At 42.4% G+C, this 13,403-nt stretch carries 10 protein-coding genes; 5 read left to right on the plus strand and 5 right to left on the minus strand.

The window, feature by feature from the left end; translation table 11 throughout:
- Positions 1-54: 54 nt before the first annotated feature.
- Positions 55-2,658 carry a TRAP transporter permease gene (locus tag DZ860_RS21290; protein ID WP_207890663.1) on the minus strand — a complete coding sequence of 868 codons (2,604 nt, stop codon included), beginning with the start codon at positions 2,656-2,658 and terminating at the stop codon, positions 55-57.
- Between the two features lie 78 nt (positions 2,659-2,736).
- A complete protein-coding gene (locus DZ860_RS21295) occupies positions 2,737-3,708 on the minus strand; it encodes a TAXI family TRAP transporter solute-binding subunit (RefSeq protein ID WP_120035039.1) in 972 nt (323 codons plus the stop codon).
- Positions 3,709-4,249: 541 nt separating this feature from the next.
- Here DZ860_RS21295 and DZ860_RS21300 point away from each other — a divergent pair.
- The 5 genes from DZ860_RS21300 to DZ860_RS21320 all read left to right on the plus strand — a co-directional run bounded on the left by DZ860_RS21300 (position 4,250) and on the right by DZ860_RS21320 (position 8,795).
- Positions 4,250-4,963, plus strand: a complete 714-nt coding sequence (locus tag DZ860_RS21300) for a glycerophosphodiester phosphodiesterase family protein (protein ID WP_120035041.1) — start codon at positions 4,250-4,252, stop codon at positions 4,961-4,963.
- Positions 4,964-5,255: 292 nt separating this feature from the next.
- On the plus strand, positions 5,256-5,651 hold the full coding sequence (locus DZ860_RS21305; RefSeq protein WP_120035043.1) for a hypothetical protein: 396 nt from the start codon (positions 5,256-5,258) through the stop codon (positions 5,649-5,651).
- 447 nt (positions 5,652-6,098) lie between these two features.
- Positions 6,099-7,202 (plus strand): phosphoribosylaminoimidazolesuccinocarboxamide synthase, encoded by a 1,104-nt coding sequence (locus tag DZ860_RS21310; RefSeq protein WP_120035045.1) that lies wholly within the window; start codon positions 6,099-6,101, stop codon positions 7,200-7,202.
- Between the two features lie 159 nt (positions 7,203-7,361).
- Positions 7,362-7,838 (plus strand): GNAT family N-acetyltransferase, encoded by a 477-nt coding sequence (locus DZ860_RS21315; protein WP_165862952.1) that lies wholly within the window; start codon positions 7,362-7,364, stop codon positions 7,836-7,838.
- A gap of 30 nt (positions 7,839-7,868) precedes the next feature.
- Positions 7,869-8,795, plus strand: a complete 927-nt coding sequence (locus tag DZ860_RS21320) for a LysR family transcriptional regulator (protein WP_120035049.1) — start codon at positions 7,869-7,871, stop codon at positions 8,793-8,795.
- 73 nt (positions 8,796-8,868) lie between these two features.
- Here the strand turns inward: DZ860_RS21320 and DZ860_RS21325 are convergent, their stop codons facing one another.
- The 3 genes from DZ860_RS21325 to DZ860_RS21335 form a co-directional block, all read right to left on the minus strand.
- The gene (locus tag DZ860_RS21325) at positions 8,869-9,747 is read right to left on the minus strand and encodes a YjjW family glycine radical enzyme activase (protein WP_439333176.1); all 879 of its coding nucleotides are present in this window, start codon (positions 9,745-9,747) and stop codon (positions 8,869-8,871) included.
- A gap of 5 nt (positions 9,748-9,752) precedes the next feature.
- The gene (locus DZ860_RS21330) at positions 9,753-11,294 is read right to left on the minus strand and encodes a YjjI family glycine radical enzyme (RefSeq protein WP_120035053.1); all 1,542 of its coding nucleotides are present in this window, start codon (positions 11,292-11,294) and stop codon (positions 9,753-9,755) included.
- 163 nt (positions 11,295-11,457) lie between these two features.
- Positions 11,458-13,341 carry a methyl-accepting chemotaxis protein gene (locus DZ860_RS21335; protein WP_120035055.1) on the minus strand — a complete coding sequence of 628 codons (1,884 nt, stop codon included), beginning with the start codon at positions 13,339-13,341 and terminating at the stop codon, positions 11,458-11,460.
- Positions 13,342-13,403: the final 62 nt, after the last annotated feature.

Here is a 13,403-nt window from a genome sequence, read left to right on the forward strand (position 1 = left end):
AAAAGACCTATACAAAAAAAGCTCAGAAATTCTGAGCTTTTTATATTTTTGTGATTATGTCAGGACAACCTCTTTCGGTTTTTCTGTTAATACCCCTACTCTGCGTCTTTGCATCCAAACCACTAAACCGAACAAGAACAGTGCCGGAATCCAAGCCCACTCTTTACGAATTCGTTCAACCGGGACTCGTACATCGACGATTTGCTGATCAAATTGTAATCCTGCTGATTCTGCCGGACTAGCAAAGCCCACCACATCGATGAGTGTCTGACTTCCTTGTTGATAAGTCGCAATCCCCATGGAATCCAATTTATCTTGCCCAGAACTCCCCTCCGGGACAGAGAGTAATACTGAAAATTCACGCATCTTACCCACTGCATCTTCGCCACTCACGCGCATACGTATAACACTGCCGGGCTCAAGAGATTCCAACGTTTGCGCAAGTTCAACCGGTTGAGATGATTGATAAGGTTCAACCACCATATCGACCCAAAAACCTGGACGAAACAACGTAAATGCCACCAATAATAGTAATACCCCTTCATACCATTTATTACGGGTCAAGAACCAACCTTGAGTCGCCGCGGCAAAGATGAGCATTGCTATCGTCGATACAATAAATATCGCAATACCATGTATCCAATCGACATCAATCAACAACAAATCTGTATTGAAGATAAACAGAAATGGTAACGCAGCAGTTCGTAAGCTGTAGTAAAAAGCGGTCAGGCCCGTTTTAATTGGGTCTCCTTTTGATACAGCAGCAGCGGCAAAAGAAGCCAAACCAACAGGAGGTGTCACATCCGCCATAATGCCGAAGTAAAACACAAATAGGTGAACGGCTATTAATGGCACGATAAGACCATGCTGTTGACCTAACGTCACAATCACGGGCGCTAATAGACTCGACACAACAATATAGTTTGCTGTTGTTGGTAGCCCCATGCCAAGGATAAGGCTAAGTACTGCGGTTAAAATCAACATGAGCAATAAATTACCCATCGACAGCATTTCAACGAGGTCGGCTAAAACCAAGCCAACGCCTGTTTGAGATACCGCTCCAACAATCACACCTGCAGTCGCAGTGGCGATGCCAATACCAATCATGTTACGCGCACCAGCGATTAGGCCCTCTCTCAGATCGATACAACCATCAGAGAAACTACCATAATCATGCTTACCATCTTTACGTAGCCAATTAAGCAACGGTCTTTGCGTCAACACAATAACTGCAAGAATGATGGAGCCCCAAAAAGCTGATAGCCCTGGAGATAAGCGTTCCACCATCAAACACCAAACCAACACCACCACGGGTAATAAGTAATGAAGCCCAGATAACAGCACAGCTTTGGTGTTCGGCAGGCTATCTAGTGGAGCATCAGGATCTTCTTCAGGAAGTGGATCATGACTGGCAGCAATCTTGAGTAACCCGATGTAGGTAATAAATAGGATCAGGGCCACACCGACTATCGTGTAATCCCCTAGTAGCGGTTTCAACCAACCGAAACCGTAGTACACTGCCAGTGATAACCCACTGACTAACAAGGTACCAAAAGCAAATCCGGTTAATCGTACTAACCATGGTTTAGATTTCGCCGCATCAATCGGCTCCATGCCTAACTTCAATGCTTCTAAATGGACAATATAAAGCAGCGCAATATATGAAATTGCCGCAGGCAAGAATGCATGCTTAATAATTTCAACATAAGGAATACCGACATATTCCACCATGAGAAATGCCGCTGCACCCATTACCGGTGGCATTATCTGACCGTTAACCGATGATGCTACTTCTACCGCACCAGCTTTCTCAGCACTAAAACCCACTTTGCGCATCATGGGAATAGTAAAGGTACCAGTGGTCACCACATTGGCAATTGAGGAACCAGAAATTAGGCCAGTTAAACCAGACGCAACAACCGCAGCTTTCGCTGGGCCACCACGTAAATGGCCAAGCATACTAAAAGCAAGCTGAATAAAATAATGCCCTGCACCAGCACGTTCGAGTAGCGCACCAAAAAGAACAAACAGAAATACGAAACTCGTTGATACACCTAAAGCAATACCAAATACACCCTCTGTGGTGATCCATTGATGATTCGCTAGGGCGTCAAGTTGAACACCTCGATGAGAAAGTAAACCTGGCATCCACTGGCCAGCCATACTGTAGACTAAAAAACCTATCGCAATTAAAGGCAGCGCTAAGCCCAGTACTCGGCGAGCCGCTTCTAATAAAAGAGGTAAGCCAATCAACGCTGTCACAAAATCAGCGGTTGTTAAACTTCCAGGACGCTGCGCGAGCGCTTCGTACATGACAAACAAATAAAGTGAAGTTGCACAGGCAATCAATCCCAACATCCCATCAGTGATCGGTACGCGATCTCGAGGTGAACTTTTTCGCGCAGGGAAAACTAAGAAAGCCAATAACAGTGCAAAACCTAAATGAATAGCTCGGGTTTCTGTATCGTTCATCACGCCGAAACCGAATATGAACGGTAATGGCGAAGCTATCCATAATTGAAACAGTGACCAAATTAACGCCAGTGCTGCGATGGTCTTTTCCATCACACCACCGGGTAAACGGGCACCCACATCTTGAGCGATTAAATCTTCTGCCGAAGTCGGCATGGCCCCAGTAGAGGTCTGTGTCGTAGACATCGGATTTTCCATAAAATTATCTCTAAAACAAAGGCCAAGCCCTAACCGAGTTATGTGTTAGAGCTTGACTCAGTTACATCATAACCAGCCGCGTTCTTTGTAGTATCGAACTGCACCTTCATGAAGTTGTGCTGTTAGGCCGACTTTAATCATTTCTGATTCTTTGAGATCTTTAAATGCTGGATGTAAACGTTTAAATCTGTCTAGATTATCGAAAACCGATTTTACAAGTTGATAGACCAACTCAGGGTCTGTGTCTGCTGTGGTTGAAAGGACGGCCTTACCACCAATCGACAAGGTATCGTTAGGGTTACCACGATACATTCCGCCCGGAATGATCGCAGTAGTAAAATACGATTTCTCTTTAAGTAGTTTATCAATTTCAGGCCCGGTGACTGGTACTAATACTGCGTCAGTCGTCGTTGAGGCTTCTTGAATCGCACCATTTGGGTGACCAACAAAATAGCTCATCGCATCTATATTGTTATCGCTCATCGCCGATGCTTGCTCGGCAGGCTTAAGATCTGAGACTAGGCTAAATACATCACGGTCCCATGTTTTAGCCGTCATGATTTGTTCAAACGTATCGCGCTGACCTGAACCCGGATTGCCAATATTGACGCGTTTTCCTTTTAAATCTTCGAATGTTTTTATCTGAGCATCTTTACGAGCAAGAATGGTAAAGACTTCACTCTGAAGAGAAAATACGGCGCGAATATCCGTCATAGGTTGTGTATTTTGAAAAGGCGCAACGCCGTTCAAAGCTTTATATTGGTGATCAGATTGCATAATACCGAAATTATATTCGCCACTACGCAAGCCATTTACGTTGGCAACACCACCACCACTCGCAGGGGCATTACACTTAATATTATGAGTGTCAGCTCCGCGATTCACAAAACGACAAATAGACTGACCAGCAACGTAGTAGACCCCCGTTTGCCCACCAGTACCGACAGTAACAAACGTTTCACTCGCCAACGCGTTCTCACTAACCGAGAAACACAAAGTTGACGCCGCCAAGATGGTCGTCAGTGATATTCCCTTCATCTATTCATTCCTTTTAATAATCCGCAAACCAGTCAAGGGCTACTTATCCGTGTTGCAGATGTTTTTTAACAAAAAACACAGTTCCATTATGATTAACTGCGAAGCTATTCACTAAAATCAATCACACATACAAACAAAACCACTAAACAGATACTTTTATTCGCAACTTTATAGCTACACTAGTCCATTTTATTACTAGAATAAGTTGACAATTATTTGTTACTTATTTTGTAGTTCCATTCGAATTTAACAGAACATTTGAGAAATCAAGCCTGCGCATTTTCCACGCATTCTCACACTGCAAGAATTAACACCAAATCAACCAAAAGCAATAAAGCTTCAAAAACAAGATACAAATCTATACAAATAAACCAACCAGCAACCAATAAGAAGCCATTAATTCCATTAAATAACTTCAAATCCACACTAAATATCAAATGCAGTCATATTTATTTAATCGATACGTGATTTTTTACACCATGTGAAACACGAATAGGCGATAATGTCGAAACTGAAATTCTTGAACTCAAAGGTGAATAATATGGCGCCAATTATTGTTGGCCATCGAGGGGTAGCAGGATGTTATCCAGAAAATACTCGCGTGAGCATTGAAGCAGCAATTAGACAGGGCCTCTTATGGGTAGAAGTAGATATACAACCAACCCAGGATGATATTTTGGTAGTCGCTCATGATCATAGTATCGAGCGTTGTAGTAATGGGCATGGTCGAATCGACACGCTAACACTTGAACAACTTCGTCAATTTGATTTTGGAGCTTGGTTCTCTCCGCAATTCGACAACGAACCAATAATGACATTGCAAGAATTGTTAGCTTTAGCTAAGCAACATAACTTACATTTGAACCTAGAAGTTAAAATTGACCATCACGATGCTAGCCATGTAGCTCAATTGGTTCAGCAAGAACTCCAACGCTGTAATGTCCATCAGGATACTGTGCTACTTTCAAGCTTTAGTCATGAGGTTATTCGAGCACTACATCAATTTTGCCCGAAATATAAACTGGCTGTGCTTTCCGAACGTTTACGTAGCCAAGATATTGATCTACTTAAAGAAGTCCAAGCATTCAGCTGTAATCTCAATTTTCGTTGGGTTAACCGTGAGCAGATTAATCGCCTGCACCAAGATGGCTATCAAGTATGGTGCTATACCGTTAACAATCCACGGAAACTTAAACACCTTCCTACCTTAGATGCTATTTTTAGCGATTTCCCTCAACGCTTTACATCAATATAGCAAAAGCAAACTGACACCTTAATCTATATACAGTAGGTCACTGCTCTCACACCTACTGTTCACTACTGTATAGCACTGTATAGACAGGGTGATTCCAATCACAAAAATAAACTCTCTTATTTCTCAATAACTGATCACCACAAACGATATAACCTATTAATAAACAATTACTTACAATACAATTCATGGCAAAAGTCACTTAAATTGAATCGCGGAAAAACAAAAAACACTTGATCAAATTGCACAACCAAACTACTGTATATGCACACAGCATGTATATGGGAACAGTATTATGGAACGCAGACAAACTTCAAACACTACCTTTTCAAAGTACAATGTTTTAGCCCAGCAGACTTATCCTATGAATATTGATAACCGCGATTTAAATCGTCTTGCTGGTTTATCGAATAGTCAGCAGTGGATCTTATTTACGGCGGAGTGTCCTCGCCCTAACTATGCTCAGTTTGAAACCCATAACATCAGCTGTAAAAAAATCATCCAGATGCGTTCATCTCAACGTCAATCTGAACTCGAAATCGTTATTAAAGCGATTAAATCAGGCAATGCGAGTGCGATCATCGCTTCAGACCAAATTGCAGCTGTGGATCAAGACTTCCTCCAAGAATTAGCGTTCGAATACCATTGTGAAGTTTTCTTCGTTGAAAGTCGTCGCAACCAATACCACTAATTATCACCCTATGTTGGCCAAACAATGTATCAATCGATCTTGCTGTCGATAAGTTGATAGACAAAATTGGCACTTATGAATATCAGATAAGCCAACTGCGTTGACTTATCCCTCTTAATAACAGCGTTATCACTACATAGCGCTGTTATATAGTTACGCTGCCTTTATGCCTCTTCTTAAGAGGCTTTTTGTTATTGCTACAATCTTCCCGTTAAATCTGAGATAAAAAATAAAAGCAAACGTTTGCTTTTTGTCTGGCGACGACCATAAATTCTGGTATGATGCAGAACAAATCAACGACCTTATTACTATGTTACCCCCTAATATAATGACAATTCCATTCACAGCGAGAGTGTATATCATCGCTAGGTGGCCAAAATGTCTAACACTGGGTGAGTAAACTAAGTAGTCGATCGTATCCGTTTTGTTCAAGATAGGAATGTCTAAATGAGTCTCGCCAATCAAGTCCTCGCTGTTAATGACGATCTTCCAATCCGTACCCACAAGCCTGTTCATAGTGGTAAAGTTCGTTCTGTCTATTGGTTAACCGAAGAGGACAGCCAGCGTCTAATTCGAGAAAAAGGTTACAATGTTGCCCCAGACGCACCTCTTGCTATCATGGTGATCAGCGACAGAATTTCTGCTTTTGATTGTATCTGGCATGGCGAGGGTAATTTGAACGGTGTGCCCGGCAAAGGTGCCGCTCTCAATGCCATTTCCAATCATTGGTTCAAGCTATTTAAAGATAATGGCCTCGCTGACAGCCACATTCTAGATATCCCTCACCCATTAGTTTGGATTGTTCAAAAAGCCAAACCGATTATGATTGAGGCGATTTGTCGTAAGTACATTACCGGCTCCATGTGGCGTGCTTATCAAAACGGAGAACGCGAGTTCTGTGGTATCGAATTACCAGAGGGTTTGAACAAAGATTCGGTTCTGCCTGAATTGCTGATGACACCATCAACGAAAGGTATTTTACAAGGTATCCCTGATGTTCCAGAAGCCGATGATGTCAATATTACTCGCCAAAACATCGTAGACAATTTCGCAGCATTTAACTTTTCTTCTGCACATGATGTCGCGCAATATGAAAAATTACTGGCAGAGGGCTTTAACGTCATCAGTCACGCACTTGCAAATGTTGGACAAATTTTTGTCGATACCAAGTTTGAGTTTGGTTATGTCCATGACGCAGACGGTAATGAAAAACTCATTTACATGGATGAAGTCGGCACACCAGATTCATCGCGGATTTGGGATGAACCGGCCTACCAACAAGGTAAAATCGTTGAGAACTCTAAAGAGGGGTTCCGTCAATTTTTATTAAACTACTTCCCAGATCCCGATGTGTTGCTCAATAAGAATCGAATGGTAGAACGTGATGCGCTCGCCCGTGACAATGCATTACCGTTAGAAGCGCTTTATGCTATTTCTGCCACTTATATTGGGATTGCAGAAAAGATCACCGGACAAGAAATTGTTCTCAGTGAGAATCCAAAACAAGAAATCATCAATATACTCGCAGAGCAGTATGGCCTGATTGACTGATATATAGCTTAGATATTCAACGTTGGTGTATCACTACTCATGAGCTTCACCATCACAATACCTAATTAAGATAATACGCGCCTTCATCGATTTGAGGGCGCTGTTTTATATATACTATGACGCAACGTTCTGTATAAAAAATCAACACAAGGAAGTAGTTTGGAGTTAATTCCCTTTAGACCACAAGATTACTCGTTACTAATTGATTGGATAAATAGTGAAGAACTAAATTACTTATGGGGTGGCCCTTGTTACCAGTTCCCTCTCGACTTTGAGCAGATTGCGGCACACTGCCAAGATGTGGATACACATGCTTATATTCTGAAGAATAATCACGTTTCCATTGGTTTTATTGAATTGATTAAAATGACGAAACACCACTTTCGTATTGCGCGCGTGTTTATTCACCCAAATCATCGAGGACTGAGATTCGGCCATCGGATGTTAGAAATGGTGTGCCAAAGAGCAAAACAACAGCATAATGCGAAACATTTAACGCTTCGGGTTTTTTCTAAAAATAAAGCCGCCCTCGCCTGCTACTATTCGTTAGGATTTAAACCATTCTCCAGCCACTTAAACGTTCGACAATATAAAGATCAAATATGGGATTTGATTGAAATGGAACTGATGCTATAACTGTCGCCCCAACCACCACACGACGACAACATGGATTACATTGCCCTTTCGCGCATCAGTTTAAAACATCTTACCGTTTTACATGTTTTGCTTAGTACGCATAGTGTTACGACCACCGCAAAAACATTATGTGTAACGCCATCCAGCGTGAGTAAAATCTTGAGCCAACTCAGAACTCAACTTCATGATGAACTCTTTTATCGCGATGGTCCCCAATTGGTCCCAACACCATTTGCAATCAATATTGGCCCAGACATTCATAAAATCCTATCGAGTATGAACGGCATCCTCCACCAAGGAGATTTTCAGCCAGAACTCTTTAGTGGGACCTTATCGCTATCCATGCGCGAGAGCACTTTTGAACTTTTTGCCGATAAAATTAGCCAATTATCAAAGCAGCTCGCCGCTGCGAATCGAATCCAGATTTTCGCCAAAGAACAACTCAGTTTCGACGCGCTGATTCGGGGACAGGTTGATTTTATGCTATTACCTCACGATATTAGCCAACCACCGACACGTAGTCGTGATTTAGTATGGGCACAAGTTTTAGATGATGAGATGGTCTGCTTAATGGCGTCCAATCATACTCTTGCAAACCAGCCGCTAACGATAGAAAGTTATTTGCAACATCAACATATTGGTATTCACGATAGAGACCTGGCTGAGCCTTTTTTTGAGCAGAATCTAACCCAGCAACATGGTTCACGAAACGTTGCGATTTCTGTGGCTGATTTTGGAGCTGCCGCTGTAATGTGCCATCACTCAACCTACCTGTTAACTTGTTCTAAACGCTGGGCGGATAATGCATTACAAGCTAAAGGCCTAATTCAAAAAGAGTTACCTTTTGAATATGGTAAAGTCGGTTATAGTTTGGTTTGGAATCAGGCGAGTCTGAATGATCCGGCCTTGCGTTGGTTACATACCGAACTCACTCACTTAAATTCAGACAAAGCATAACCCCGTTAGAGGTTATGCTCCGAATATCTATACGGCAAAGTGGAAAGTAAATGTCATGCCAATCGTTTTGATCCTAGGTATAGATCGTTGGTAAGAGGTAAGTATGCTGCGTTCTTGACGTGAGTAACGCATGGAACGCTAACATCTGCTCTTTACTACACTTTGGCCAAGTTAGTGCGATACCTTTGACGCCATGATGTTGAAATGCATTGAGGCGAATTTGCACCGTGATAGGTAAGCGATTAATTAACCCTGCCACTCCCTCGATTTCTGAATCTAAGTCACTTCTGCCCGGAATATGGAGTAGCCTGAGCTCGAACAGTTTGTCGTGCTGAGCGAGATATTCAATGGTTTTCACCACTCTGTGATTAGTTCGTCCAACAAGCCATTGATGGGTTTCTTGCTGCCAGGATTTTAAATCAATCATAGCGCCATCAAGGTAATCCATCACTTTATCCCACCCTGTCAAAGGCAGTTCACCATTGCTGTCTATAAAACAGGTTAAATGCTTTAGTTCTGGATCGGATTTCACTCGTTTAAACAACTCAACAATAAATGGTAGTTGTAAGGTCGCTTCTCCACCAGAAATGGTCACACCACTTAAAAAGTGGTAATGCTGGCGGATAACTGCCAATATTTCAGTGACGGTGTAACGCATTACTTTTGGGTTAGAGTTGTATGTACAAGCATCAATGCAGGCATCACACTGGGTACAACTTTTACTGTCCCAATTAATGACACCTTTACTTGTCACTCCCAACGCACCTGTTGGACACACCGCGACACAGTCGCCACAATCGTTGCAGTGATTAATCGTATGAGGGTTATGGCAGTTGAGGCAATTGAAGTTACAGCCTTGCAAGAAAATGACCAAGCGATTGCCTGGTCCATCCACACAAGAAAACGTCAATATCCGGCTGACTAAAGCCTGTTTTTCAGTGTGCGTTTTCATCATAACTATTTAAAGATTGGCGTAGATTCAAAACTCACAACACGAGGAAGGCGGTCAAGAACGCCAGTATTTTTAGCGGCTTCTGCCCCCAAGAAAGTGGTATTTGTTCGTGAACCTGAAGCTGAAAACTTATCAATATCAGACAGTTTCACCATATAGCCCGTGATACGAACCAAATCGTTGGAAGCAACGTTCGCTGTAAACTCACGATAACCTAGATTTAATGCCCCTTTACACAGATTGTACATCGCTTCTGGGTTAGATTTTACGGTCTCATCAATCGTGAGAATATCACTGATACCTGACGTGTAATACTGATGATGCGCGGCATTCGCTTGCACATAAGTCACTGGATCAGGTTCGGTACCGTAAGGGATACGCACCCCTGGAGTGACCTCATCATCAAGACTAATACCGCCTTGAGCATGCAACAGAGCACGACCGTTATAGCCATATTTCACAGGTGATGTTTCCACAATTTCGGCTAATTTGGCTGAGATTTTGTGCCCTAATTGGTTAGCTCTATCATCATGACCATACTTCAGTTCAATGCCATCTTTCCCTAATAGAATATTGACAGCCTCAGCCATGCCGTAAATACCAAACATTGGAGCAAAACGACGCTCTTCAATCAAACCTTCCATGCTTAGGAAGCTGTTAAAGAAGTTTGATTTCTCATGAAGGTGAGTACTACGTGCATCCATTAATTCAATCATTAATGCGCAGTAACTTGGTAACACATTATCAATAAAATCACTCTGGCTCTTTGCTGTTTGCGCAGCAAGCTTTAAGTTCATGCGTACTAAAGTATTTGAACCACCTGCCAAAGGCAGAGAGTTATAGCAACTTACAATACCAAACTGTTTATCACCATAGCTTTGCGCGTGCATTGGGTAGTTAGCAATATGAGGCTTACTACACTCACAAATGTTACTTGCCGCTTGGCGAAGTAGATCGTCTGGCGTCACACTTGGATCGTACATGAACGTTAAATTTGGTGCGATTTGTTTCAATTCAGCATCAACACGTAAAATCGTACGACAAATAATATTGTCTGTAGGGCCGATGTTCACATGCATAAACGCATCTGGCAGAGTACGATCCAACATCACCCAAAAACGTCTTAGCTTCTGATAAATTTGCTCTTCATCTAGATCGCCAACGTATGGCAGTAATACATCATCAAGCTGTCCTAGATAAACCGGGATATTGGTAACCGAAGGAACATGGTGATAGATGATGGTCAACATATTCAACGCATCATCAAAATCTTGTGCTTTTGCTAATTCGAGATATTCAGAACCTTGGCCCAAGAATTTTGCATAATCAGGAAGAACGTAACGAGGCTTAAAAGGAGCATGTCCTTCAAACATGTCACATAGCACACCAGAGGCCATTGCATCACGAACAGCGTGAGAAACCGGCATATAAGGCAGCGACGCTTCAGCTTCTAACGCGAGGAATTGATTTTTTTGCTTAGGAGATAAGTTAGCGTCCGTGACGATAGCTTGGATACGTTGTTGAAAGTCATCAAGAGAATAAGACATGCTGTTTTCCTTATAATTTTTAAGGATTTTATTCAGCTATGCCAATTTCGACAATTGAAATTAAGTGAACACTATATTTCCAAAATGGAAAAGCCCAGTATTTATCAATAGTAAATACCGGGCTTAAAACGAGAATTCTTAATAAACTTTAACTTTCAACTAGTTAAAGTTTAAAACGACGAATCTCTTGCTCTAACTCTTCAGACAAATCTGATAACTGCGTTGCCTGCATCGCCGCCTCATTAGCTTCGGACGCAAGTTCTTCCGACACATCACGAATACCAACTGTATTGCGCGTAACTTCCGCCGTTACTGATGCTTGCTCTTCCGCTGCCGATGCGATTTGAATGGCCATGTCACTGATGCGTTCAACGGCGTTTTGAATTTGAGTCAAACTCACAGCAGCCGAATCTGCATCGATCACGCTAGTGTCAGCTAACTGACGGCTATCGCCCATGATGCCAACCGCTTTATGCGTGGTCCCTTGAAGAGTTTCAATCATTTGCTGAATTTCTTTAGTCGAAGAGTGCGTACGTTGACTTAACACACGTACTTCATCTGCGACCACAGCAAAGCCCCGACCCTGCTCACCAGCGCGAGCCGCTTCAATAGCCGCATTAAGTGCCAATAAGTTTGTCTGCTCTGCAATATCTTGAATCGTCGATAGGATCGTATTGATGCTATTTCCGTGAGCTTCTAACTCTTGAATCACAGTCGTCGCTACTTGAACTTCTTGCGCCAAGTTTTGAATTGATGATTGGGTTTGCACGACTTGTTGACTGCCATGAGCACATGCCGTCACGGCTTCTGTTGAGTTTTGTGCTGTACTATCAGCATTACCAGCAATTTCTTGTGTTGCTGCTGCCATTTCGTCAATCGCGGTCGCAACCATATTGATTTCATCTTGCTGTAAACGGATTCGTGAACGACGAGAATCAGCTTGTTCAGCAGTCAATTTTGACTGTTCAGATAAAGCAGTAGAAATGTGGCTTAGCGTTGTCACCATGTGGTGCATATTGCCAACAAACACATTAAAGTTACGAGCCAACTGGCCAACTTCGTCATCGCTGCGAGGTTCTAAACGCTGTGTTAGATCACCCTCGCCCGATGCGATTTCATCGAGAGCTTTAGAAACTCGTAGCAAGTCGCGAAATAGGTAGCTCACTAACCACGAAAGGACGGCAATAACAAATAGTGTGATTAAAACAGCAGTAATAATGAGTTCAGTAAGTAGCTTAGAGTGTGCAGCAAGTTCAGCTTCACGATCTAATTCAATCGCAAAGACCCAATCAGTGTTCGCTACATTTTTAAAGAAATAGAGTTTCTCTTTACCGCCACGGGTTACATTTTCGATACGCCCCGCATCTGCCGCCCCATTCACCATGTTCATGGTCAATTTTGGTGATAACGTTGCAATAGGCTTAAGGTTAAGAGATGTATTTGGGTGAGCTAAAAATGTACCGTCTTGTTTATCAATTAACATCGCATAAGCATTTGGACCCACGTCCAAACTAATCACGTCATCGATAAGTTGATCAATTAAGACATCCGCACCAACAACCCCTACGATTTTACCATTGCTACGAATAGGCTCAGCAATGGTAACCAGTAATGCATTGGTGATCGCATCTTGGTAAGCGGTAGTAATAATTTGTTTACCGGCTCTTTGTGCATCTTGATACCAAGGACGAGTACGAGGATCATAATCTGCGCGATTACGCTCTGGGTGTGAACGATACATTTCCCCAGAAGGCGTACCTAGGAAGATATCATCAAAGCCACCAGCATTACGGGCTTGTACTAAAAACGGTACCACATCAACGGCATTACTATGTTCGTTAAAAGCAGTTGCGATATCTTCACGTACAGAGATCCAGTCAGAAATTCCTTTAGTGGCTGTGGATGCATAGCTTTCTACCCTAGAGTAGACGCCTTTTTGCGTTTGTTGGTAAAGTTGATCAGCAGAGAGCCAAGTCAATGCGCTCGCCATTAGCACAACAGCAATAAGACTGGCACTGATCAGTTTCTGTTTTAGAGTAAGATTCATGATTAATAGTGGCTAGATGATATTCGGTATGTTCGAATATTACCTGTAAATGCGTGAACTTT

It is taken from the genome of Vibrio sinensis, from assembly GCF_003605645.1.
Classification (GTDB): Bacteria; Pseudomonadota; Gammaproteobacteria; order Enterobacterales; family Vibrionaceae; genus Vibrio; species Vibrio sinensis.

What these genes read in the sequence shown, in the direction of transcription:
- DZ860_RS21290 (WP_207890663.1), bottom strand. Translation starts at nt 2,658, where the DNA reads ATGTCTACGACACAGACCTCTACTGGGGCCATGCCGACTTCGGCAGAA.
- DZ860_RS21335 (WP_120035055.1), bottom strand. Translation starts at nt 13,341, where the DNA reads ATGAATCTTACTCTAAAACAGAAACTGATCAGTGCCAGTCTTATTGCT.
- DZ860_RS21320 (WP_120035049.1), top strand. Translation starts at nt 7,869, where the DNA reads ATGGATTACATTGCCCTTTCGCGCATCAGTTTAAAACATCTTACCGTT.
- DZ860_RS21310 (WP_120035045.1), top strand. Translation starts at nt 6,099, where the DNA reads ATGAGTCTCGCCAATCAAGTCCTCGCTGTTAATGACGATCTTCCAATC.
- DZ860_RS21300 (WP_120035041.1), top strand. Translation starts at nt 4,250, where the DNA reads ATGGCGCCAATTATTGTTGGCCATCGAGGGGTAGCAGGATGTTATCCA.
- DZ860_RS21325 (WP_439333176.1), bottom strand. Translation starts at nt 9,747, where the DNA reads ATGAAAACGCACACTGAAAAACAGGCTTTAGTCAGCCGGATATTGACG.
- DZ860_RS21305 (WP_120035043.1), top strand. Translation starts at nt 5,256, where the DNA reads ATGGAACGCAGACAAACTTCAAACACTACCTTTTCAAAGTACAATGTT.
- DZ860_RS21295 (WP_120035039.1), bottom strand. Translation starts at nt 3,708, where the DNA reads ATGAAGGGAATATCACTGACGACCATCTTGGCGGCGTCAACTTTGTGT.
- DZ860_RS21330 (WP_120035053.1), bottom strand. Translation starts at nt 11,294, where the DNA reads ATGTCTTATTCTCTTGATGACTTTCAACAACGTATCCAAGCTATCGTC.